Annotated in this window: 19 protein-coding genes; 13 read left to right on the top strand and 6 right to left on the bottom strand. The window is 70.7% G+C overall.

What is annotated here, in order from left to right; translation table 11 throughout:
* The first annotated feature begins 4 nt into the window (after positions 1–4).
* Positions 5–1,102 (top strand): LpqB family beta-propeller domain-containing protein, encoded by a 1,098-nt coding sequence (locus tag K8638_RS24810; protein WP_223757091.1) that lies wholly within the window; start codon positions 5–7, stop codon positions 1,100–1,102.
* A 3-nt stretch (positions 1,103–1,105) separates the two neighbouring features.
* Here the strand turns inward: K8638_RS24810 and K8638_RS24805 are convergent, their stop codons facing one another.
* From K8638_RS24805 to K8638_RS24790, 4 genes are all read right to left on the bottom strand, one after another.
* Positions 1,106–3,118 carry an ATP-binding protein gene (locus tag K8638_RS24805; protein ID WP_223757090.1) on the bottom strand — a complete coding sequence of 671 codons (2,013 nt, stop codon included), beginning with the start codon at positions 3,116–3,118 and terminating at the stop codon, positions 1,106–1,108.
* 63 nt (positions 3,119–3,181) lie between these two features.
* Positions 3,182–3,418, bottom strand: coding sequence for a hypothetical protein (locus K8638_RS24800; RefSeq protein WP_223757089.1), 237 nt, complete (start codon positions 3,416–3,418; stop codon positions 3,182–3,184).
* A 96-nt stretch (positions 3,419–3,514) separates the two neighbouring features.
* Positions 3,515–4,375 carry a carboxypeptidase regulatory-like domain-containing protein gene (locus tag K8638_RS24795; RefSeq protein ID WP_223757088.1) on the bottom strand — a complete coding sequence of 287 codons (861 nt, stop codon included), beginning with the start codon at positions 4,373–4,375 and terminating at the stop codon, positions 3,515–3,517.
* A 184-nt stretch (positions 4,376–4,559) separates the two neighbouring features.
* On the bottom strand, positions 4,560–5,873 hold the full coding sequence (locus K8638_RS24790; protein WP_223757087.1) for a hypothetical protein: 1,314 nt from the start codon (positions 5,871–5,873) through the stop codon (positions 4,560–4,562).
* A 239-nt stretch (positions 5,874–6,112) separates the two neighbouring features.
* Here K8638_RS24790 and K8638_RS24785 point away from each other — a divergent pair, with 239 nt between their 5' ends.
* Positions 6,113–7,120 (top strand): hypothetical protein, encoded by a 1,008-nt coding sequence (locus K8638_RS24785; RefSeq protein WP_223757086.1) that lies wholly within the window; start codon positions 6,113–6,115, stop codon positions 7,118–7,120.
* A 37-nt stretch (positions 7,121–7,157) separates the two neighbouring features.
* Here the strand turns inward: K8638_RS24785 and K8638_RS24780 are convergent, their stop codons facing one another.
* The gene (locus K8638_RS24780; protein ID WP_223757085.1) at positions 7,158–7,829 is read right to left on the bottom strand and encodes a DsbA family protein; all 672 of its coding nucleotides are present in this window, start codon (positions 7,827–7,829) and stop codon (positions 7,158–7,160) included.
* Positions 7,830–7,992: 163 nt separating this feature from the next.
* Positions 7,993–9,018: a RimK family alpha-L-glutamate ligase gene (locus K8638_RS24775; RefSeq protein ID WP_223757084.1), complete on the bottom strand. Its 1,026-nt coding sequence runs from the start codon at positions 9,016–9,018 to the stop codon at positions 7,993–7,995.
* 77 nt (positions 9,019–9,095) lie between these two features.
* Between K8638_RS24775 and K8638_RS24770 the strand changes: the two genes are divergently transcribed.
* The 11 genes from K8638_RS24770 to K8638_RS24720 form a co-directional block, all read left to right on the top strand.
* Positions 9,096–10,526 (top strand): sigma 54-interacting transcriptional regulator, encoded by a 1,431-nt coding sequence (locus K8638_RS24770; protein WP_223757083.1) that lies wholly within the window; start codon positions 9,096–9,098, stop codon positions 10,524–10,526.
* Between the two features lie 123 nt (positions 10,527–10,649).
* Positions 10,650–11,453 carry a TadE/TadG family type IV pilus assembly protein gene (locus tag K8638_RS24765; protein WP_223757082.1) on the top strand — a complete coding sequence of 268 codons (804 nt, stop codon included), beginning with the start codon at positions 10,650–10,652 and terminating at the stop codon, positions 11,451–11,453.
* A 64-nt stretch (positions 11,454–11,517) separates the two neighbouring features.
* Positions 11,518–13,140 carry a pilus assembly protein TadG-related protein gene (locus tag K8638_RS24760; protein WP_255662904.1) on the top strand — a complete coding sequence of 541 codons (1,623 nt, stop codon included), beginning with the start codon at positions 11,518–11,520 and terminating at the stop codon, positions 13,138–13,140.
* The gene (locus K8638_RS24755) at positions 13,137–14,186 is read left to right on the top strand and encodes a pilus assembly protein (RefSeq protein WP_223757080.1); all 1,050 of its coding nucleotides are present in this window, start codon (positions 13,137–13,139) and stop codon (positions 14,184–14,186) included. Before K8638_RS24760 ends, K8638_RS24755 begins: the two co-directional genes overlap by 4 nt.
* 34 nt (positions 14,187–14,220) lie before the next feature.
* Positions 14,221–14,544, top strand: a complete 324-nt coding sequence (locus tag K8638_RS24750; protein ID WP_223757079.1) for a hypothetical protein — start codon at positions 14,221–14,223, stop codon at positions 14,542–14,544.
* A 43-nt stretch (positions 14,545–14,587) separates the two neighbouring features.
* Positions 14,588–15,496: a hypothetical protein gene (locus K8638_RS24745; protein ID WP_223757078.1), complete on the top strand. Its 909-nt coding sequence runs from the start codon at positions 14,588–14,590 to the stop codon at positions 15,494–15,496.
* A 38-nt stretch (positions 15,497–15,534) separates the two neighbouring features.
* A complete protein-coding gene (gene ileS / locus K8638_RS24740) occupies positions 15,535–18,435 on the top strand; it encodes an isoleucine--tRNA ligase (RefSeq protein WP_223757077.1) in 2,901 nt (966 codons plus the stop codon).
* A gap of 80 nt (positions 18,436–18,515) precedes the next feature.
* Complete coding sequence (locus tag K8638_RS24735) at positions 18,516–18,935, top strand: hypothetical protein (protein WP_223757076.1); 420 nt, start codon at positions 18,516–18,518, stop codon at positions 18,933–18,935.
* Between the two features lie 92 nt (positions 18,936–19,027).
* On the top strand, positions 19,028–19,972 hold the full coding sequence (locus K8638_RS24730; protein ID WP_223757075.1) for a DUF2381 family protein: 945 nt from the start codon (positions 19,028–19,030) through the stop codon (positions 19,970–19,972).
* A 10-nt stretch (positions 19,973–19,982) separates the two neighbouring features.
* Complete coding sequence (locus K8638_RS24725) at positions 19,983–20,486, top strand: hypothetical protein (RefSeq protein ID WP_223757074.1); 504 nt, start codon at positions 19,983–19,985, stop codon at positions 20,484–20,486.
* A gap of 643 nt (positions 20,487–21,129) precedes the next feature.
* Positions 21,130–22,148 (top strand): hypothetical protein (locus K8638_RS24720; protein WP_223757073.1); only part of this gene is annotated, 1,019 nt, incomplete at its 3' end.

The following is a 22,148-nucleotide window of genomic DNA, read 5'->3' as shown; positions in this document are numbered from 1 at the left end:
GACGATGCGGGGCCTCGAACGGATGCAGCGTTCCTGGCCGTGGCGGGCGCGGGTGTTCACCGCGCTCGCCGTGCTCGGCGTCGGGTGCTCCGGCCGGTGTGGCGGGGTGTCTGGCGCCGGGCCGCTGTCGAGGGAAGAGGTCCGCGCCATTCCGGGCGTGGTGGCCTTCCTGTCGGAGCGGGCGGGGCAGAAGGACGTGTGGCTGGTGGGCGCGGACGGGAAGGAGACACGGGTTACGCACGGCGAGGAGGACGACTACCCGGGTCCGCCGTCGCCGGATGGGAAGTCCCTGCTGGTGGTGGCGGTGCGCGAGGAGCGCGGACTCCAGTTCCAGCAGCTGCGCGTGGTGCCCCTGGACGGCGGGGCGGCGGTGCCGCTGCATGCGCCCCGGGCGCGCGCGCGCAACGCGAGCTGGGCGCCGGACGGCTCGTGGCTGGTGGCCGAGTCGGACGCGAAGGGCTTCAGCGACGTGGTGCGGCTGCAGCCGCGCGAGGGCGTGCCGGAGGTGCCGCTGACGCAGGTGAAGGAGGGCTGCTTCGAGCCGTCGGTGTCGCCGGACGGCGCGGAGGTGGCCTACGTGTGCAGCCGCGAGGGTGACCCCGAAATCTACGTGGCGCGCGCGGATGGCACGGAGGAGCGGCGCATCACCGCCTTCCACCGGGAGGACCGCACGCCGGTGTGGAGCCCGGACGGGAAGTGGCTCGTCTTCGTCAGCGACCGGGAGAACCGGGAGCGCCTGTACCTCGTGCGCCCGGACGGCGCGGACCTGCGGCCGGTGTCCGGCGGGGCCTTCGAGGGGGACGAGCGCGAGGCGGCGTGGAGCCCGGATGGGCAGCGCCTGGCGTACGTGAGCCGCCTGCCAGATGGCCGCAGCCGCATCTGGGTGGCGCCGGTGGCGGGCGGCGCGCCGGTGGCGCTGACGGACGGCACGCACCGCGACGACATGCCGGCGTGGAGCCCGGACGGGAAGTACCTGGCCTTCGTCTCCGAGCGCGACAGGGAGACGGACGTGTACCTCATGCGCGCGGACGGCACGGGGCAGACGCGGCTCACCACCGCGAAGGGCCCGGACTGGCTGCCACGCTGGGTGGCACGGCGTTGAAGCTCACGCGCCTTCCCCCGGTCCTGGCTCCTCGGGCGCCGGGCCGGGGACGGGCGCCTCCCGCGGGGGCCCCACCGGCAGGCTGAAGCAGAAGGTGGCGCCCCGGCCGGGCTCGCTCTCCACCCAGATGCGGCCGCCGTGCGCCTCCACGATGAGGCGGCTGATGTAGAGCCCCAGCCCCAGTCCCTTCGTGTCGGACGCGCTGCCCTTCCGTGTGCGGTAGTACTTGTCGAAGACGTGCGCCGCGTCCTCGGGGGACAGCCCCGGGCCCTGGTCGCTCACCGACACCTCCACCCACGAGTCCCGCACCCGGGCGCGCACCACCACGGGCAGGTGCGGCGGGCTGTACTTCGCGGCGTTGCCCAGCAGGTTGGCCAGCACCCGCTCCAGCCGTGGCGCGTCCATCCAGACGGCCGGCATCGGCCCGGCCACCTCCAAGCGGAAGCGCTCGCGCTGGTCCGGCGGCACGTCCCGCTCCATCACCTCTTCCAGGAAGCGCACCAGGTCCCTTGGCTCGCGGCGCGGCGTTTCCCGCTTCGCTTCCAGCCTCGCGCCCTCCAGCAGTTCCTCAATCATGGAGCTCATCCAGGCCACGCTGCCCAGGATGGCTTCCGACAGGCCCTGCTCGCGCGACAGGTGCCGCTCGCGCAGCAGGCGCTGGAGCAGGTCCGCCCGGAGGGAGATGGTGTTGAGCGGGGTGCGAAGGTCGTGCGAGATGAGGCTCACGTACTCCTCGCGCAGCCGCTCCAGCTCGCGGCGCGGGGTCAGGTCCTGGAAGCTGACCACCACGCCACGCCCGCCGGGGACGGGGGCCGCCGTGGCCAGCACCGGGAGCGTGTGGCCGTCCGGCTGGAGGACGAGGTACTCCTCCGGCCCCACCACCCGTTCCGTCTCCGCCACCCGCGTGGAGGGAAGCTCCTCCAGCCGCACCGGCCGCCCGTCCACGTGGCGGAGTTGCTCCATGTACCGTTCCCGGCTCCCCTCGGACAGGGGCCGCCCGAGCATCGTGTCCGCCACCCGGTTGGACACCACCGTGCCGCGCTCCGGGTCCACGAGGATGACGCCCACCGGCGCATGGTCAAGCACCGTCTGGAGGAGGCCGCGCTGCATCTCCGCTTCCGCGTGGGCCTGCTGGCGCCGGACCTCAATCATGTCCAGTGCCCGCGCGGAAAGCAGCACCAGCACCAGGCCCGCCGCGCTCACCACGGTGGCGAAGAGGGGGAACCTCGCCTCGTGTTTGATGGCGCCCGCGCCCTCCAGCAGCACCAGCGCCACTCCCAGCAGCGGCGGGCCCAGCAGGGCCACGGGGATGAGCCGGCGCCCCAGCAACCCGCCGAGCGTGTTCCGGGTGATGCGGCCCATGAGCCCCTGCCTGGGCTGCGCGCACAGCGTTCCCAGGCCGAGGAAGAGCAGTGACAGCGCGGTGGGCAGGCTCATGCTGCGCCGCGCGAGGAAGGGCATGGCGCTCACTCCCACGACGGGGCCGAGCAGCACGCCGTTGAAGCCCAGCAGCGCGCCCAGCATGGCCAGCACCGTGAGGGTGTCCTTCGTGGAATGCCACCGCCCGGAGCGCCACTGCAACATCAGCGCGGGTCCCAGCAGCAGCAGGCAGGTGGAGGTGAGGGGCGAGGGACGGCGCACGGGCGCCTCCGCTCCATCCAGCAACCGCGTCAGCGTGGTGTGCGCTGATACGCTCAGTCCCGCCAGGTCGTGGGAGAGGCTCATCACGCCAAGGGTCAGCACCCCCACCGCGCAGGCCTCCGCCAGCAGTTCATGGAGCAGGGAGGGGCGGCGAGGCAGCCTCAGGCCCAGCGCCATGCCTCCGAGCATCTGCGCGAGGCTGGTTTGAGGAGGCGGCGTGGGCAGGCCGGCCATCACCGGCTCGAGCACCGGCACGCCCCGGGCCCAGCCCACCAGGTTCAGCAGCCCCAGGGCAGGGACTCCCAGCGCCGCGAGCCAGGCCAGCGCGCGGGCCCAGGCCTCGATACGACTCTGGGGCCTCCCGGTCCAGCTCATCGTTGGCGTCCCCCCTGGAACGCATGGGACTCCTTCAATGCCTGGTCCGGGCCGAGGGGCCGGTCAAGGCAGGGCCTTGTCCACGGACGAGATGCCTCGGGGAGGCATGCGCCGCGCGAGGGCTCCTGACATCGGCCCGGGGGGCAGGCGTCTGCCGCGGAACGGCCGGGCCCATGCGAGCAGGCCGCGCGGCGCCGCGCCCGTCAGCAGCCCCGCCACCGACAGCAGCACGGCCTCACCCGTGCCGACGCCCGGGTACAGGCCCAGGATGGGCATCCCCAGCGGGCCCCGGCCTCGCATGGCCGGCCGTCCGCACGGCGAGCGGGGAATCGTGCCCCGGCTCGAAGTCACGCGGCTCCAGAGCGGCGGACGCACCGGAGCCGACGGGCTTCCGGGCTACGGAGGCGGGTGCTGGCCCGGGTAGACGGTGAGCAACAGTCCCCAACCGGGCGCGGCGCCCGCGTTGCGCGGCGTGTAGCCCTCCGCGCCGTCCACGCTCAGGCGGAACGTCTCCGCGTCCCCGGCGGAGTGGACGTAGAGGAACAGGCCGTCCGCGCCGGTGCCGTCCTGGCCCACGCCGCTGAAGTCCGGGGTGGGGTAGTAGACGCGGTCGGCCAGCTCGCTCCGGTCCGGCGTCACGCGCACGCCCGCCACCGGGTTGCCGTCCGCGTCCACCACGCGGCCCAGCACGAAGCCCGCGTCGCGCAGGGTGCCGGCCTTGTCTCCGGTGTGGCCGCGCAGGCGGACCTCGCCCACGGCGGCGCCGAGCGCGTCGTGGAAGGACTCCGGCAACGCCCAGGCGCGTGTGTCGATGAGGTCCGTGCGCGGCCGCCCGCCGGTGAAGGCCGTGTCGTAGACGACGGTGGCCGTGCGCACGAGCCCGGGCGCGGCCAGGCCCACCGCGAGGCTCTGGTGCACCTCGCGCACGGGCACCTCGGCCACGCTGAAGTCACCGTCCTCGGCCAGCGCTCCCGTGCCGAAGGTGGCATTCACGTCGTTCACCGCGAGGCGCAGCGGCTCCTCGATGGTGACGGGGACTCCCGCCAGCGAGGGCACCGGCTGGCCTCGCGACTCGAGCAGGCGCGCGGCCTCGGGCAGCACCTCCACCCGGCCGCTGACGCGGATGCGGAGGTTGTCCAGGTCCACTGCCTCGGCGTCCTCGGTACGGACGCCCGGGTCCGGGTTGGCATCGCCGGAGCCACAGCCCGACGTCAGCCCCAGCAGGACACAGGTCGCAATCAAGAGAGGGCGCTTCATCGGCCGGCAACATTTCCACGCACCCCCGCGGCGGCAATCCACCCCGCCCGCCGTCCGTCCCCTGTCCGACGCCCCGCGGGAGGGGCACCCGGAAAACGCGACACCGGGCGGTCCGCCTGTCTGCGGGAGACAGGGGACGCGGCCCGGTGTCGGAAATCCATCAGCCTTCGGAGCCGGCTACGCGTCAGCGCCAGCCGCCGCCACCGCCATTGCTCTTGGAGGAGCGGCCACGGCCGCTCGGGGGCGAGGAGGAGCCGCCACTGCTGGAGCCAGAGCGCGATCCGCCCGAGCTGCCGCTGTTGCCACTGCTCCAGCCACCGCCGCTGCTGCTGCTGGAGCTCCGGCCGCCACCGCTGTCCCAGCGGCTGCCGCCGTTGTCGCTGTTGCCCCGGCTGCCGCTGTTGCCACGACCCGACGGAGGGCTGTAGCCACTACCGGAGCTGTTGCCGCCGCTGCTTCCTCCGCTGTTGCCCCAGCCGCCGCCGTTGCCGCCGCTGTTGCCCCGGTCATCGTTGCCGCGGCCACCGTAGCCGCCACCGGAGCTGTTGCCGCCGCTGCTTCCTCCGCTGTTGCCCCAGCCGCCGCCGTTGCCGCCGCTGTTGCCCCGGTCATCGTTGCCGCGGCCACCGTAGCCGCCACCGGAGCTGTTGCCGTTGCCGCTGCTTCCGCCGCTGTTGCCCCAGCCGCCGCCGTTGCCCCGGTCATCGTTGCCGCGGCCACCGTAGCCGCCGCCGTTGCCATTGCCGCCGCTGTTGCCCCAGCCGCCGCCATTGCCGTGGTCATCGTCGTTGCCGCGGCCACCGCTGTTGCCGCGTCCCGGGGGCGGGCCGCCGTAGCCACCACCGGAGTTGCCGTTGCCGGAGTTGCCGTTGCCGGAGTTGCCGTAGCCGCCGCCGTTGCCGCGGCCACCGCCGTTGCCCCAGCCGCCGGAGTTGCCGTAGCCGCCGCCGTGGTCGCCACGCGGGGGCGCGGTGCCGTAGCCGGTGCCGGACGGCGGAGGAGGACGGCGGCCCTGGGAGTCATCGTTGTAGTACCGCGTGGGCGGAGGCGACGCCGGGCGCGACGCCTGCCTCACGTAGCCGTAGCCCGGGGTGGCCCGGTGCGTCCGGTCCCACACGTAGCCGCGGTTGCGCTCGTAGCGGTAGCCGCCGCTCGTGGTGGGGTAGTAGTCGTGGGAGTGGCGCCCGCGCAGGTCGCAGTAACCGCCGTGCGCATGCGGGTGGTAGTCCCAGTACCAGACCACCGACGGGCCCCGGTAGTAGTACACGTTGTCCGTGTAGACGTAGTACGTCGTCGCCGGCCGGTAGTCGTGCACGTGCACGTGCGTGTGCGAGCACCAGCCACCGCCGTAGTCGTCCGGCACCGGGTGGTCGCCCGAGTAGCTGTATTCGACGACCTCGACCGTCCGGGTGCGGTAGTGGCCATCGTGGACGTGGGCGACACATCCGGTGCCCATCATCAGGGCGACCGGGATGGCGAGTGCGAGCAAGCGACGCATGGGAATCTCCTGGGGGCGGAGTGGACCGCGAGACCATCCACCTGCGCAACCACGTGGGGGTAGACGGGCGGGCGTGAAGGAAATTCACACCGTGGCGCCGAGTCTTTCTCCGCCGGGCCGCGGCCCCAGGATACCCACTCCTGTCCTCTGGTGGACATCGCCCCGGCTGGTGTAGGTGTAGCTGGGCGCGGCCCGCTCCGGGGTGGACCGGAGGCCGGCCGCATGAGGAGTCGGCAATCATGGCGGAGATGGACTTCGGAGGGGGGGCGGGGGCGCTCTGCCCGCTTCACCCGGCCCATGCGGCGTCGAGCACCTGCACGCGCTGCGGCAACTTCATGTGCGACACGTGCAGCGAGGGCGGCGCCCAGGCCCTGTGCCCCGGCTGCCGCGAGCGCACGGGACTGGGGCAGTCCTTCCCGCTGACCCGGGGGACGTGGACGGTCAGCGCGCTGCTGGACACCGCCTGGGCCGCCTTCAAGCGCGACTGGGTGATGATCTGCGTCGGCGTGCTCATCGCCATGGCCGGGTCCATCGTGGGGGAAATCGTCAAGCAGATCCTCACGCTGATGGGCGGCGTGGTGGACAACGTCGCCGTCACCGCGGTGTTCATCGGCCTCGGCTACCTCGGCTCCACGGTGGTGCAGGGCGTGGCGAACCTCGGCCTCATGCGGATGCTGCTGGACGTGCTGGAAGGGCGGAAGGCGGACCTGGGGCGGATCTTCACCCAGTTCCACAAGGCCGTCCCGTACCTGCTCACCACGCTGATCATCTTCGCGGTGATGCTGCCGTTCCTCCTCCTCGTCTTCGGTGCCGGGGTGGGCGCGGCGGCCGTCACGGGAGGACTCGGGGCCCTGGAGTCCCTGGACTGGACGTCGCTGAACGAGGGAAATCCCTCCGAGGAGACGGTGCGGGAGTTCGGGACGCTGTGGCCCGCCATGGTGGCGATGCTCGTCGTGGGCGGCGGGCTCAGCATCTTCCCGGGCATGTGGCTCGGCATGCCCCTGCTGCTGGTGCAGCCGGAGCTGGCCCGCTCCGAGAACCCCACCGCCATGGCCACGCTGCGCCGCTGCTTCGCCTACGCGCGCGGGCACCGGCTCGGCATGCTGGGGGCCGCGCTGCTCGGCACCCTCATCACGTTCGCGGGCATCCTCGCGTGCTGCGTGGGACTGGTGCCCGCCGCGGGTCTCTTCAACCTGATGATGGCGGGGCTCTACCTGGCGCTCAGCAACGGCGCCGAGGAGACCTGAGCGCCGGAGCCCGCGTCACGCGGGCTCCAGAGGGGCTTCAGTGCACCAGCCGCTCGGGGGAGCCCGAGCGCGGCGCGGAAATCTTCCCCAGGCACGCGAGGATGTGCTCGCGGTACTCGGTCACCTCGCGCAGGCCGCACAGCATCCACCGGCCGCCGATGACCAGCGTGGGCACGCCGCGCACGCCGCGGTTGGCCGCGTCGCGGTGCTCGTCGAGGATGAGCCGCCGCGTCTCCTCCGAGCGGAAGGCGGCGGAGAACTCGTTCATCGCCAGGCCCACGCGCGACGCCAGCTCGAACACCACGTCCGTGCGCGACACGTTGATGCCCTGCTCCAGCGCCGCGCGCTGCATGGAGCGCGCGAGGAACGCGCGCGCCTGCGGGCCCTGGAGCCGCGCCGCCTCGAGCGCCGCGAGCGCCGGCACGCTGGTGCGCGGCGGGTCTCCCCCGAGCCACAGGTCCGTGGTGAGCAGCTTCGCGGCGGGGTCGGGCTCGCGCATCGCACGCTGCACCTCCTCCACCAGCCCGCGCTTCTCGCGCTCCGTGGGAAGCGCGTCGTGGAGGCGCAGCGGATACGGCCTGACGCTCCAGCGGATGACCTCACCGAACTCCTGGCGCAACACGTCCAGGCGATGCTCGGCGAGGTAGCACCAGGCACAAAGCACGTCCTGGTAGACGGTGATCTGCAGCGGCTTGTGCAGCGTTTTCATTGAGGAGCGCCAGATTAGAGGGCTCTCCACGCCGCTGCCAACTCCCGAAGACACGTGGGCGCGAAGTGCATTCCTGTGTTCCTGAGGAGCAAACGAGGCACCTTGCCCAGGCTGCCTGCCTGCTTCACGGCGCGCGGGCCGTCCCGCACGGCCGGCGTCGTGCTCACCCTCCCGGTGCCCTCAGCCGTCCCGCCCGCGCCTCCGCGTAGGCGAGCGCGTGGTCGATGATGGCCCCGGCGATGTCCTGGCCCGTGGCCCCCTCCAGCCCCTCGAAGCCCGGGCTGGAGTTGATTTCCATCAACCGGGGGCCGGCGTGCCCCTCCAGCATGTCCACCCCGGCCACCTCCAGGCCGATGATGCGCGCGGCCTTCACCGCCGCCTCCACGTACGACTCCGGAAGCTCGATTGCCTGCCCCTCGCCGCCGCGGTGGATGTTGGAGCGGAACTCGCCCTTCTTCGCCTTGCGCCGCATCGCCCCCACCACCCGCTCACCCACGACGAGGGCCCGCACGTCCCGTCCCTCGCTCTCCGCGACGAACTCCTGGAGGACGATTTCCTGACCCAGGTCCCAGAAGGTGTCGAGGATGGTCTGCACCTCCGGCAGCGTGTGGGCGATCATCACCCCCACGCCCTGGGTGCCCTTGATGAGCTTGATGATGACGGGCAGCCCGCCCACCTCGTCCACCAGGCGGCGCACGTTGCTGCGGTCATGCGCCATCACCGTGCGGGGGATGTCCAGCCCGGACGCGGCCAGGAACTGCAGCGCGCGCAGCTTGTCCCGGCTGCGGGCAATGGACGTGGGCGGGTTGAGGACGGGCACGCCCATCATCTCGAAGTGGTTCACCACCGCCAGCCCGTAGGCCGTAATCGACGCGCCGATGCGCGGCACCACCACGTCCACGCCGCGCACCTCCACGCCACGGTACGTCATCCGCGGCTTCCCCTTCGCCAGCAGCAGGCAGCAGCGCAGCGTGTCGAAGACCAGCGGGCGGTGGCCCCGCTCCTTGACGGCCTGCACCAGGCGGCGCGTGGAGTACAGCGACCGTTTGCGGGACAGGATGGCGACCGTCTTCTTCTCGGCGACCGTCTTCTTCGCGCGTGGGGCGCGAGCGACTCGCGTGGGACGCTCGGGTGCCTGGGACCCAGGCGGGGCCGGGGCCTTCTTCGACTTCACTTTGCGAGGAGACATGGGCGGGGCGCGGGAGCCTAGCACGTACCACCCGTCAGGGCGGGCCGAGTGGGTGCCGTTTGCTATCCTCACGTCAGATGAGTGCTCCCCCTCTGCACCCTGACGACATCCACACCAGTCCTGGCGACGTCGGACAAGACCTGACCCACTCCCCCCTCCTGGGGGAGACGCTCGTGGTGGACCCCCGCACCACGGTGAAGCTGCACAAGTGCCGGCTGTCCGTGTCCTCCGGGCCGGATACCGGCCGCTCCGTGGTGAGCGACAAGGAGCGGCTGCGCTGCGGCGCCCACCCCGGCAATGACCTGGTGCTGGTGGAGGACCGCACCGCCAGCCGCCACCACTTCGAAATCCAGTTCACCGAGCGCGGCTACCTGCTGGTGGACCTGGGCTCCACCAACGGCACCTTCCTGGACGGCCGCCGGATTGAACGTGCCTACCTGACCTCCGGCTCGCAGATTCGCGCCGGCTCCTCGCTGCTGACCTTCGCCCCGCTGGACGAGGAGGTCACCATCGAGCCCGACCGCGACAGCGAGCTGTGCGGCATGGTGGGGCAGAGCATGAAGATGCGGCAGATATTCGGCCTCATCAAGAAGATCGCCCCCCTGGACGTGTCCGTCATCATCCAGGGCGAGACGGGCACCGGGAAGGAGCTGGTGGCGCGCGCCATCCACGAGCTGTCCGGCCGGACGAAGGGGCCCATGGAGGTGCTGGACTGCGGCGCCATTCCGCCCAACCTCATCGAGAGCGAGCTGTTCGGCCACGAGAAGGGCGCCTTCACCGGCGCGGTGTCCGGCCGCCCCGGCGCCTTCGAGCGCGCCCATGGCGGCACCATCTTCCTGGACGAGCTGGGCGAGCTGCGCCTGGACCTCCAGCCCAAGCTCCTGCGCGTGCTGGAGAACCGCGAGGTGCGGCGCGTGGGCGGCAACGACGTCATCGAGGTGGACTGCCGCGTCATCGCCGCCACCAACCGGGATTTGATGAAGGAGATTCAGGCGGGCAACTTCCGCGAGGACCTCTACTTCCGCCTGTCGGTGATTACGGTGCAGCTGCCGCCGCTGCGGCAGCGCCGGGACGACATCCCCCTCATCCTCAAGCAGGCGCTGGCGGACCCGGAGCTGGTGGGCAAGCACGGCAAGAAGCGCTTCTCCGCGGAGGCCCTGGGCCTGCTGATGTCCTACGCGTGGCCCGGCAACGTGCGCGAGCTGATGAACGTGCTGTCGCACGTGCTCACCTTCAGCGAGGGCGAGGAGATTCTGCCCTCCCACCTGCCGCCCCGCGTGCGCGGCCAGGCCCGCGAGGGGCCGCTGCCCTTCAACGAGCACCTCTCCTTCAAGGACGCCAAGGAGCAGCTCCTGGAGAACTTCGAGCGCGAGTACATCACCAGCGTCCTGACACGCTGCGAGGGGAACCTCTCCCGCGCCGCCCGTGAGAGCGGCCTGCACCGCAAGTCCATTGAACGGCTGGTGAAGAAGTACCAGCTCGACACCAAGGGCATGAAGCCGAGGTAGCCCTCCCGCCGCCCGCTACAGGTCCGTGACAGGGATGTGGTCTGCTGTGGGCCGCCAAGGTGGGCTTGCCGTCAAGTTGACGTATGTCCGATCGCAACGGAATTCCCGGAACATACGAGTGCCATGAAATCTGAGCGGCCGCTTCGAGGAGGGCGCCAATCGGGACAGGCGATGGTGGAGGCGGCGCTGACGCTTCCGCTCGTCGTGTTCCTCGTGCTGGGCACGCTGCAGCTCTTCCTGATGCTGCAGGCGCGGGTGCTGGCGCACTACGCCGTCTTCCGCGCCACGCGGGCGGGCGCGGTGGGCTACGGGGACTGCGAGCGGATGACCCACTCGGCCATCCTCGCGTTGCTGCCCTCGTTCCACTCCTTCCTCGGAGACTCCACGCCGGCGGCCGTCGTCCAGCACGGCGGAGGAGGCAACGCCCCGGCGAAGCTGGCGGCGGCCTTCGCGGCCCGCCGGTTCAACCGCTACGCGGGCGGCGCCAACCCGGGGCCCCGGCTGGACGGAGAGCACGACGGCAGCATCGTGTGGATTGACCGCCACATCGAGGGCGGCGGCATCGGCGGCGAGCAGGACCGCGACTTCGACGAGCCCGGGCACCTGCGGCAGCTCGAGGTGCGGATGATTTATTGGTACCCGCTGCGGATTCCCTTCGCCAACTGGGTGATGTCGCACATGTTCCTGGCGCAGCTCGGGCTGGAGGACTACACCGCCGCCAACCCGCTGCTGCTCGCCGAGCGCGATGCCAACTGGAACCGCGGCGAGTTCACCGACCCGTTCTCGCTCAGCGGAGAGGTCGGCGCCGAGCTGCTCAACCGCGTGCGCGCGCGGCAGTACGTCTTCCCCATCGAGACGACCTTCACCATGCGGATGATGACGCCGCTGAAGGCCCGCCACTTCCCCACCATGAACTGCCCCCGGTGACCCGATGATTGCGCGCCTGATTGCCAGAGCCCGCCGGACCGGAGCCCGCTCCCGCGGCCAGACGATGACGCTGTTCGTCCTCAGCATGCTGCTGGTGGTGCTGATGGTGGTGCTCACGCTGTCCTTCTCCATGAAGGTGCGCGAGCGCATCGAGGTGCAGACGGTGGCGGACGCCGCCGCCTACACCAACGCGGTGGCCACCGCGCGCACCTTCAACAACATCGCCGTGCTCAACCGCGCGCAGATTGCGCACGCGGTGGCCCAGGCCGGCGCGCAGAGCCTCATCTCCTGGACGACGCTGTACCGCGCGCACCTGAACGCCACGCGCTCGTCCTTCCGCGGCGCCCAGTGGCCGTATCAAATCATGCAGGCGTTGTGCGCCTGCGCGCCCTTCAACGGGTTCTGCCGCCGCGCGTGCCGGTGCGGCCGCCGGGGCATGAGCGACTTGCGCGCCCTGCAGAACGCCTTCCTGAACGAGGACCGCCGCATCGACCCCATCTTCCGGGGCGCGGACGCGCGGGCCGCGCTGCAGGTCCTCCTCCACCAGACGGCGCAGCTCGGCATCTACGCCTCGCAGCGGGACACGTTCGGTGACCTGTCGGACAAGCTGAGGGACCAGTCCTTCGCGCGCGACGTCGCGCAGGCGGCCTCGGCGGGCGGCAACCCCGGCGAGTGGCGGACCCCCGGCGGGCTGGAGGTGAACCGGAAGGAGCTCCGGGGCGGCACGGCCTGCTCGGACGACGGCGCGGCGTGTGACCTCCCCATGTCGGTGGCCCACGCCGTCAACGCGGCCTCGGGCAGCCGGGGCTACCGCTTCGTCACCCACCGCTCCACCGAGATGGGGCACTACCTGCCCCACCAGCTGCGCGTCTTCCTGCTGGCCTTCCTCTCGCGCCGCAGCTTCGCCTTCGCCACGGGCGAGGGCACCGCGTACTTCAACAAGCCCGCGGGCAACTTCACCATGGGCGCGGTGATGAACCTCATCCCGCCCTACGCGTCCGCCGTCACCGGCCAGGACGAGGGCACGGTGGACACCATCTACATGCACCTCCTCAACGGAGGCGGCCTGCCCTGTCCGCTCATCATGCCGGGCAGCCGGCAGACGGCGCGCTCGGAGGTGGTGGCGTCCGGCTTCCAGTTCCGGCACCGGTGGACGGGCGGGCAGGACTCGATACCCTTCGTCCACTTCCTGGTGCCGTGCACGGGCGGCCCGTCGAGCTGCCCCGGCATCTGGCCGGCCTTCATCGACTACCACTTCACCGGCGTCACCGAGGAGGACAACAACTACGCCCAGCCGAAGAACTTCGCGCTGGTGCAGCGGGACATGAGCGCGCGCCCGGTGGCGGACCCGTGGAACTTCTTCACCCGCTTCCGCTTCGAGCGCGGCGGGCGGAACAACGAGTTCAGCACCCGCGGGCTGGAGCTGGCGGACGGCACGCCCAACTCGGTGCAGACGGCGTTGGCCACCGGCATCGCCTACTACCATCGCGGGGTGAGCCTGGGCATCAATCACTGGGCCGAGCCGCCCAACCTGCTCAACCCGTACTGGCGCGCCACCCTCGTCGCGCCCGACATCGACGAGTCCGGCCTGGACGACGCGAGGCGGACGCTGCAGAACGGCGGGGCCGGCACCGCCGCGCAGACCTTCGACGCCCTGCTCGGGGCGGGCTACAGGGGGATTCAATGAGCACGCACGTCCCGTCGAGCCGGAGGAAGGCCCGCGGCGCGGCGCTGGTGGAGACGGCGCTGGGCGCCACGCTGATGGTGACCGTCATCATCTTCGGCATCCACTTCGCGGAGGTGGGCTACCTGTCGCTGAAGGTGCAGGAGGCCGCCATCTCCGCGCTGTGGAACGGCACCCACCGGCAGATGCACAGCATCCCCGTGGACTACGAGAAGGCGGAAGACTCCATGGCCGCCTCGGCGGCGAACGCGCAGCAGCGCTACGCGGACTTCGACGGCCGGTCCACCATCAACCGGGCGCCGGGCGTCACCCAGGCCTTCACCGCGGGCCGGAACCTGCGGGTGACGTGTGGCCAGGGCGGCGCTCCCGACTGGGAGGGCGCCGTCCTCACCCAGCCAGTCTACCGCGACCAGGGGGCCGCCCACTGCGAGGCCCAGGCGGACCTGAGCGCCATCCGCCTCCCCCGCCGGTTCCTCGACGACGACAACCCGGCGGAGGGCGGGCTCTACCAGGAGCAGCACGCCGACGACCGCTTCACCAACATGCGCGTGTGCGCCGCGGGCCGCGCGGTGGCCGGCGAGTGCCAGGCCCGCTTCAACATGCTGGTGGATGACTGGGGGCTGGCCGGCAACTTCCCCAGCGAGGTGCTGACCTGTCAGCTCCCCATGGGGCACACGCCGTACGACATGTTCAGCCTGCCCATCTACGTGCCCACGCCCTGTCTGAATCTGCCCTTCTACAGCGCGGTGTACGGCACGTACCTTCCGACGGCCATCGTCATCCCCTGGATGTCCGACATGATGCCGATGGCGGTGATGCAGATTCCCGAGCAGATGGTGCCCATCAAGTCCCGGTACTTCTTCATGAGCGCGCCGGGCGAGGAGATGCTGTTCATGCAGGTGCCCACGCTGGACCAGTGGCGGGGCTCCGGCATGTTCCCGACGACTCCGGGCTCGCCCATCGCGATTTCGTCCGGCACCTACGGCTACGCGTGGGCCCGGCGGCTGGCCAACGGCCGGTGCTTCCTCGGTAGGGACTGCGACGAGTAGCCCCTGAATCCCCCTCCACAAGGACCCTCCTCACATGAAGACGAAGCGCCACTCCTTCACCCGCCTCGCCGCCGCCGCGTTCCTCGGCGCGCTGCTGTCCGCCTCTCCCGCGCTGGCCGACCGCGCCGAGTGCGAGGCCACCTGCGCCGGCAAGGGCAGCGAGACGCTCCAGGCCTGCATGGACCGCTGCCCCACCCCCACCGCCCCGGGAAGGGGCAGCAAGGCCAGCCAGTTCCAGACCTGCGCCATGCGCTGCAGCCAGAAGTACGAGAAGGCCTTCAACCAGTGCTCCAGCCGCTGCCCCAAGGAGGGGCCCAGCGGGAAGGACAAGGCGAAGAGCCTGCCCGAAGAGGACTGACACCCGGGCGCGCGCCCGGGCACGGCGGAGTCGAGAACACGGCATGAATTGGACCCTGATGCTGCTGGCGCTGGGCGCGAGCGGCACCGAAGCACCCACGCGGCCCGCGCGGGCTCCCCAGGTACAGGAGGCCGCGAAGGCGAAGGACTCGAAGGCCCCGGAGCCGAAGAAGCCGGAGTCGCAGGCGCGGGAGTCGAAGCCTCCCGCCGCGTGGGCCCTGGAGCTCGAGGAGCCGAAGCCGTCCACCGTGTCGGACCTGCTCGGCCTGGACGAGGACACGCCGCCGGTGAACCTGCTGGACATCCCGCCCGGCATCGAGGTGCCGCCGGTGTACCGGCAGCCCTTCGTCTGGGACGTGCCCAAGGTGGTGGACATCGTCGACGTGCCCGGGGTGATGCTGGCGGACGGCGTCCCGGTGCGGCTGAAGGCGGTGCGCAGCAAGGAGAAGCCGGAGCCGCTGCTCCAGCACATCGTGGACCGCTGGGAGGCGTGGGGCCTCTTCATTCCTCCGGTGGAGCACCAGCCGCAGACGCTGCGCGAGGCGCAAATCACGGCCCTCGACCCCGAGCGGCTCATCACCTACACCGTCATCTTCCAGCCCAACCCGGACGGCACCACCACGCTGTACCTGGGCGAAGCCAACATGTCCCAGCCGCCCCAGGCCGTGTCCTCGGTGGCGCCGGTGTTCGCCGGGGCCGAGGGCGTGATGACGAGCGAGCTGGAGGTGGTCCGCTCGGTCAACTACACGGTGCGCGCGAAGGAGGCGGAGGTGGAGGCCTTCTACCGCGCCGAGCTGGGCAAGGCCGGCTTCAAGGAAGTGGAGCCGCGCCGGTTCCGCTCGGGGCACGAGGAGATGGAGCTGGTCATCCGCTCCGTGCAGCCCGGACAGCTCTCGGTGGCGGTGCTGCGCCGCACCGTTGCTCCCGAGGCGGGGAAGCCCACCGTCGATTGATTGAAGGTGTGCGGGGAGCGTGTTACGGGCGCTCCGACATGAGTGATACGCCCCCGAAGGAGAAGGACTACAAGGACACCGTCAACCTGCCCCGCACGGAGTTCCCGATGAAGGGGAACCTGGCGCAGCTCGAGCCGAGGATGCTCGGCTGGTGGGGAGAGCGGGGCATCTGGGGCAAGATTCTGGAGAGGAACGCGAAGGCCGAGCCCTTCGTGCTGCCGGACGGGCCGCCGTACGCCAACGGCCACCTGCATGCCGGCCACGCGCTCAACCGCGTGCTCAAGGACATCGTCGTGAAGTACCGGAACATGTCCGGCCGGCTGTGCGACTTCATCCCCGGCTGGGACACGCACGGCCTTCCGATTGAGCAGGCGGTGGAGAAGCGGCTGAAGGACAAGAAGGTGGACAAGCGCACCCTGTCGCGCGACGCCTTCCTGGAGGCGTGCCGCGCCTACGCGCTGGAGTTCATCGAAATCCAGAAGGGCGAGGCCCAGCGCATGGGCACCTTCGCCTCGTGGGACAAGCCGTACAAGACGCTCGACTTCAGCTTCGAGGCGCAGGAAATCCGCGAGCTGGCCAGGTTCGCGAGCCGGGACATGCTCTACCGGCGCAAGAAGCCGGTGTACTGGTGCCTCACGGACCAGACGGCGCTGGCCGAGGCGGAGGTCGAATACGAGGACCACGAGTCCCCGTCCGTGTACGTGGCCTTCGCGGCCGGACCGGAAGTGGCGGAGCGGGTGCCCGCGCTGAAGGGGAAGGACGTCGCGTACGTCATCTGGACCACGACGCCGTGGACGCTGCCGGCCAACCTGGCCATCGCCGTCAACCCGGAGTTCGAGTACGTCTTCTACCAGCTCGGCGCGCGCGTCATCTGCGTGGCCAAGGACCTGCTGCCGAAGGTGCTGGCGGAGGTGAAGGCGGACGAGCTGGCGGTGAAGAACGTGCCGCTGCCCGGCGGCGAGGTGTCCGCCGCGGCGATGGTGGACCCGTCGCGCATCCTCGCGTACGCGCGCGGCGAGGAGCTGGAGCACCTGACGTACCAGCACCCCTTCCATGAGCGGCGCGGGCGGCTGCTGCTGGGCGAGCACGTGACGCTGGACGCCGGTACGGGCCTGGTGCACACGGCGCCGGGGCACGGCCAGGAGGACTACGAGGTCGGCCTGAAGTACGGGCTGGACATCTACAACCCGGTGCGCCCGGACGGCCGCTACGACGAGACGGTGGGCGAGGTGCTGGCGGGCAAGAAGGTCTTCGAGGCGAACCCGCTGGTCATCGGCATGCTGGTGGAGCGGGGCGTGCTGCTGAATGACTCGAAGGACACGGTGGCGCACAGCTACCCGCACTGCTGGCGGTGCCACAACCCCATCATCCTGAGCGCGACGTACCAGTGGTTCATCCCGCTGGACAAGCCGTTCCGCGGGGAGAAGACGTTCCGCCAGGCGGTGCTGGACGAGGTGGACAAGGTGCAGTGGGTGCCCTCGTGGGGGCACAGCCGCATCCGGGGTATGCTGGAGACGCGGCCGGACTGGACCATCAGCCGGCAGCGCACGTGGGGCGTGCCCATCTGCATCGCCTACTGCGAGGGTTGCGAGGAGGCGGTGGTGTCTCCCGAGCTGATGAACCGGGTGGCGGACCGCGTGGAGCAGGAGGGCGTGGGCGTGTGGTACCGCACGCCGGTGAAGGAGTTCCTGCCGGCGGGCTTCAAGTGCCCGCGCTGCGGCAAGGAGGAGTTCCGGCGCGAGACGGACATCCTCGACGTGTGGTTCGACTCGGCGTGCATGTTCTCCGCGGTGCTGGAGAAGCGGCAGCGGATTCCGGCGGACCTGTTCCTGGAGGGCAGCGACCAGCACCGTGGGTGGTTCCACTCGTCCATGCTGGTGGCGGTGGGGACTCGCGACATGTCGCCCTACAAGGCGTGCCTGACGCACGGCTTCGTGGTGGACGGCAAGGGCGAGAAGATGTCGAAGAGCGTGGGCAACACCGTCGCGCCGGAGAAAATCATCCAGCAGTACGGCGCGGAGGTGCTGCGCCTGTGGGTGGCGGCGAGCGACTACCGCAACGACGTGCGCCTGTCGGACCAGATTCTGAAGGGCCTGTCGGAGAGCTACCGGAAGATTCGCAACACGGTCCGCTACGCGCTGAGCAACCTGTACGACTTCGACCCGGCGAAGCACGCGGTACCGGCCGAGGAGCTGCTGCCGCTGGACCAGTGGGCGCGAGGCCGGCTGGCGGAGGTCGTCGCGCGGGTGCGCAAGGCGTACGAGGACTACGAGTTCCACCTCGTCTTCGCGACGGTGGTGGACTTCTGCGCCGGTGATTTGTCGGCGGTGTACTTCGACATCCTGAAGGACCGGCTCTACACGTGGCGGACGGATGGGAAGGCGCGGCGGAGCGCGCAGACGGTGCTGCACGAGGTGGCGTCGGTGCTGCTGCGGCTGCTGGCGCCGGTGATGAGCTTCACGGCGGAGGAGGCGTGGCAGTACCTGCCTGGGGCGCCGGCGGAGAGCGTGTTCCTGGCGGGCTTCCCGGAGCCGGCGGTGAAGCTGGATGCGGCGCTGGCGGAGCGGTACGGGAAGCTGTTCGCGGTGCGCGGCGCGGTGCAGGGCGTGCTGGAGGCGGCGCGGCGGGACAAGCTGATTGGCGCGTCGCTGGAGGCGCGGGTGGTGCTGACGGCGGACGCGAAGGCGCGCGACTTCCTGAAGGCGCACCTGGACGAGCTGCCGGGGCTGTTCATCACCAGCCAGGTGGAGTTGGCGGACGCGGCGGGTGGGAAGGCGCAGGCGCTGGACGTGACGCAGGCGTTCGGCGAGGGCGTGAAGGTGACGGCCGAGGTGCTGTCGGCGAAGGGCGAGAAGTGCCCGCGCTGCTGGACGTACTCGGAGGCCGTGGGGCAGGGCGGTGAGGTGTGCCTCAAGTGCCGCGAGGCGCTGGCGGCGTAGGGGAGTGATGGGGATGTGCCACGGTGGGGCCGTGGCATGTTCCCGCTGACGACACGGAAGATGAAGACCCGGAGAGTCCCATGCGGTGCTCTGCCCTGCTGTTGGCTGCGGTGGTGTTCTCCGGGTGCGCGCTCTCTCGCCGGCCCTTTCGTCCGGAGCACGCTCCGAAGGAGGAAGCGGCAAGGCTTCCGTATCCCCTCTGGCTGCCGGAGTCGGGGCGGGTGCAGGTGCCGGCGGTGGTCGCCGCGGCCATCTCGCTCGCGTTCGACGACATGCTCCCTCGCGATGTCGAGCCACCCCGAGGAGCCTCTCCCGACGAGGTGTGTCTGTACCGGCGAGACTCGTACGACGTGGAGGCGGCTCCGCTGAACGAGGAGGTGATGCTCGTCGGCTTTCGCGTCAGGGAGGGGGCCTGCCGCGCCGAGGGGAAGACCGCGACGGACGCTGCTACCTACGCGGTTGACGTGCGCACCTGGCGGATTCTGGCCGTCCAGAAATAGACGGGCGAATCGGAGCTGATGTTACGAACGACGGACTGGACTCTTCCCATCGTGGAGGTGGGTCCTGGGCTTCGCGCTTTGGAGGGGCGCCGATGCCCTGGGAGGTTCCAGGTTCTATGCGGAGCGCACTACCGTCCAGGTTTGTACTGTTCGTCGCCCTCGTGGCATCCGCCGCGCTGGCGGGTGACCGCGAGCGGAGCGGTGTCCGGACCCTGCTGCTCTCGGAGCACCCGGACGATGCGACCCATCGCATCTACGTGACGGGGCAGGTCATCACCAGCCTGCGGTTCGAGCAGCCCGTGGATGCGGGCAAGACCCGGTTGCTGGGCTGGGAGGGACGGTTCGAGCCGCTGGGGGTGGTCGGGCGGAAGGTCATCCTGGAGCCCATCCGTGACCTCGCCTCCGATGAGGGTGTGTCCCTGCTCGTGACGCTCCATGATGGAACGGAGGTTCCATTCCTCTTGAGGCCGCCGGCAGACGAGGAGCGGGCGGCGGACCAGCAGGTGAACGTGTTCAGGGACGCCGAGAGCTACGAGGCCATGGCGTCCGCATTGAAGCGCGTGCGGAAGGAGGCCCGGGCTCTACGGGAGGAGAACGAGCGGCTCCGCAAGGAGGAGACCTCCGAGGACCATGCGCTCGCCGCGCTCCTGGCCGCGGGGGCCATCGAGCAGACGCCGTTCACCATTGTGCAGACCTTTTCGGATACGGACCAGGACGCGAAGACGAAAGCCACCCTGTTTCGTGGCAAGGGGAAGGCAGCCGTCGTCTTCAATGTCACGAATCTCCAGCCGGAGAGCCCATGGAGCGTGCGGCAGGTGCGGCTCACCACCCTGGTAGGGGGGAGTGAGCGGGCGGTGGCGTTCAAGGCCAGTGCACCCACCATCGCGCCTGGGGCATCCGGTGTCATTGCCATCGTCGCGGACGGAAGCGCGTTCTCGGAGGATGGGCAGTTGGCGAACCTGTTCCTGGAGGTCTACCGGCACGATGGCCGGCGGACGGCCTACGTGACACTGGAACGTAGCCTGATGGGGAAGTAGGAGCGCGGGCATGTCCGCCATCAGGTCCATGCTCGTGTGGGGCGCCGCCCTCCTCGTGACGTCCTCCAGTTGCGCTACGACCCCGACGCCAGGGGACGTGCGGCTGCGCCCGGACGGAACTCCCGGGCCCGAGAAGTGCCCGGAAGAGGCCAGGAAGGCGATGGACTACCTGCGTATGTTCGTGGGCGAGGCTGCATTCGTGGTGCTCGACGCGAACCAGGGCTTCGTGCGGGACGTCACGCTGTATGACGGTCCCATCGAGAGCATGCTCGAAGACAACCTGGGCCTGCTTGAAGCGCCCGCCAGGCTCTACGGCCGCGTCTGGACGGGTGGCCCGCAAGTCGTCATCCGATACTACGAGGCTCAGCCCGTGAAGGGCGGGAACAAGATTCCCATCTGCGCGGTGGCTCGCCTCGGCCTCGGGCAGCTCCGCAAGCGACCCGATTCCAAGCCTGGAACCGCCATCCTCGGCGCCTCCAACGCGGGCGTGTTCATCGTCGACGAGTTCCGGTGAGCGATGGGGGAGTGCCCGAAGCCGTGAAGCCCGCGCTGCTGGACGTACTCGGAGGCGGTGGGGCAGGGCGGTGGCGTGCGCCTCAATGCGCTGGCGGCGTGGTTCCGCGCCGCTGCTGCCCGCAGCACTCCGAGCGGGCCGTTGCCGCACGGGTCCCGGTGGGCACGGCGCTCGGGGTGAAGGACGCGCTGGGCGTGTTGGCCCCGGTCCAGGTGCCCGCGCGGGCGGCCGTCCACGGGTAGGAGCGCGTGTCGCCGTCGACGGCGTCCATGGTGACAGTGGTGCTCGGCCCACGGGCTCTGGCGAGCGGGAGACGGTGATGCGTGTCCCGTCGAAGACCCTTGCCCACTCCCCTCAATCGTCGAGGGGCCGGTCCGCATGCCCCGTACATGCCGCGGGTGGAAATGAGGGCTGTCCACGTCATGACATTGGCCGCCGATGCCGCGCCTCCTGGTTTCGGTATCTCAGTCCCAGTGCACTTTGGGGGGCTCCTCCCAGCATGCCTCATGCATCGCGAGTCAGCCTGGGCCGGTAGGGTTGCCTGGTAGAGACAACAACGGGGGGACGTACGTGGAGACGTCCGCCGAGGGCGTCATTCACCTCCGGGGCGGCTCGATTCGAATCAACTGAGGGGGATGCCGTCATGGTGTTGGTGGATGTGCTTGAGGAGTACCTGGACGAGGCGGCCTTCCGGTGGGTGCAGTGGCAAAGGGCCCTGGTGGCGCCGGACTTCACGCTGGCGGAGACGGCGGAGCGCGAGGAGCGACTGCTGGCGCACCTGGAGGGGCTGGAGGACGAGGCCGCGCTCGACACCGTGGTGCGCCCGGCCTTCGACTCGGAGGAGGCACCGCGTATTTCGGCCGCGGCCCACGCGCTGCTTGCGCTGGGGGAGGTGGAGGAGGTGCTCGTGCGGCTGCGAGGGGCAGAAGCGCCGGCTCGTGCCGCCAATCTCCGGGCGTTGGAGGTGAGTGAGGCCCCGGGGCTGGGCGCACGCCTCCTGGAGTTGCTGAAGCTGGAGGACACGGCCCTGCAGGCCGGAGTGCTGGAGGCACTGGTCTTCCGCCAGGAGGCTCCTGCCGAGGTGCTGGTGCGCTTCTTCAGACATGACGAGCCGCGGGCGCAGGTAGCGGCCCTGCGCGGGGTGCTGCCGCTGCCGGAGGACACGGTGCGCAGGCAATTGCCCGCGCTGCTGGACTCGGCGCACCCCGCCATTCGCGCGGCGGCCATGGAGGCGGGACTGGCCTCCGGGGTGCGCCTGGCCTGGGAGGCCTGTCGCAAGGCGGTGCAGTCGCCCGGCGCGCATGTCCGGGAAGCCATGGTGTTGCTGGCCCTGGGCGGCGACGAGACGGAGGCGTCCATGCTGGTGGGCTTGCTCAAGTCCGCCGAGTTGCGTGCTCAGGCGCTCTGGGCGCTGGGCTTCAGCGGCCGGGTGGCGGCCATGGAGGCCTGCGTGGAGTACCTCGAGGTGCCCGAGGTGGCGCAATTGGCGGGAGAGGCTCTCTCGGTCATGACGGGCCTGCGGCTGGAGGGTGCCTATGCCCTGTCTCCGGGCGAGCGGCCTGAAGGCGCTGCGGTGCCGCCCGAAGAGCAGGAGAGTCTGGACGCGGACCTGGTGCCCCGGCCGGAGGATGACTTGCCCTGGCCGCACGTGGCCGCCGTGAG

This window comes from Myxococcus sp. RHSTA-1-4 (assembly GCF_020037125.1).
Lineage (GTDB): Bacteria > Myxococcota > Myxococcia > Myxococcales > Myxococcaceae > Myxococcus.
The sequence above is the reverse complement of the archived record's forward strand: the minus strand, read 5'-3'. Positions and strand labels throughout refer to the sequence as shown.

What these genes read in the sequence shown, in the direction of transcription:
- K8638_RS24750 (WP_223757079.1), top strand. Translation starts at nt 14,221, where the DNA reads ATGAAGACGAAGCGCCACTCCTTCACCCGCCTCGCCGCCGCCGCGTTC.
- K8638_RS24730 (WP_223757075.1), top strand. Translation starts at nt 19,028, where the DNA reads ATGCCCTGGGAGGTTCCAGGTTCTATGCGGAGCGCACTACCGTCCAGG.
- K8638_RS24780 (WP_223757085.1), bottom strand. Translation starts at nt 7,829, where the DNA reads ATGAAAACGCTGCACAAGCCGCTGCAGATCACCGTCTACCAGGACGTG.
- K8638_RS24770 (WP_223757083.1), top strand. Translation starts at nt 9,096, where the DNA reads ATGAGTGCTCCCCCTCTGCACCCTGACGACATCCACACCAGTCCTGGC.
- K8638_RS24785 (WP_223757086.1), top strand. Translation starts at nt 6,113, where the DNA reads ATGGCGGAGATGGACTTCGGAGGGGGGGCGGGGGCGCTCTGCCCGCTT.
- K8638_RS24760 (WP_255662904.1), top strand. Translation starts at nt 11,518, where the DNA reads ATGACGCTGTTCGTCCTCAGCATGCTGCTGGTGGTGCTGATGGTGGTG.
- K8638_RS24790 (WP_223757087.1), bottom strand. Translation starts at nt 5,873, where the DNA reads ATGCGTCGCTTGCTCGCACTCGCCATCCCGGTCGCCCTGATGATGGGC.
- K8638_RS24775 (WP_223757084.1), bottom strand. Translation starts at nt 9,018, where the DNA reads ATGTCTCCTCGCAAAGTGAAGTCGAAGAAGGCCCCGGCCCCGCCTGGG.
- K8638_RS24735 (WP_223757076.1), top strand. Translation starts at nt 18,516, where the DNA reads ATGCGGTGCTCTGCCCTGCTGTTGGCTGCGGTGGTGTTCTCCGGGTGC.
- K8638_RS24745 (WP_223757078.1), top strand. Translation starts at nt 14,588, where the DNA reads ATGAATTGGACCCTGATGCTGCTGGCGCTGGGCGCGAGCGGCACCGAA.
- K8638_RS24725 (WP_223757074.1), top strand. Translation starts at nt 19,983, where the DNA reads ATGTCCGCCATCAGGTCCATGCTCGTGTGGGGCGCCGCCCTCCTCGTG.
- K8638_RS24800 (WP_223757089.1), bottom strand. Translation starts at nt 3,418, where the DNA reads ATGCGAGGCCGGGGCCCGCTGGGGATGCCCATCCTGGGCCTGTACCCG.
- K8638_RS24765 (WP_223757082.1), top strand. Translation starts at nt 10,650, where the DNA reads ATGAAATCTGAGCGGCCGCTTCGAGGAGGGCGCCAATCGGGACAGGCG.
- K8638_RS24795 (WP_223757088.1), bottom strand. Translation starts at nt 4,375, where the DNA reads ATGAAGCGCCCTCTCTTGATTGCGACCTGTGTCCTGCTGGGGCTGACG.
- K8638_RS24805 (WP_223757090.1), bottom strand. Translation starts at nt 3,118, where the DNA reads ATGAGCTGGACCGGGAGGCCCCAGAGTCGTATCGAGGCCTGGGCCCGC.
- K8638_RS24810 (WP_223757091.1), top strand. Translation starts at nt 5, where the DNA reads ATGCGGGGCCTCGAACGGATGCAGCGTTCCTGGCCGTGGCGGGCGCGG.
- K8638_RS24755 (WP_223757080.1), top strand. Translation starts at nt 13,137, where the DNA reads ATGAGCACGCACGTCCCGTCGAGCCGGAGGAAGGCCCGCGGCGCGGCG.
- ileS (WP_223757077.1), top strand. Translation starts at nt 15,535, where the DNA reads ATGAGTGATACGCCCCCGAAGGAGAAGGACTACAAGGACACCGTCAAC.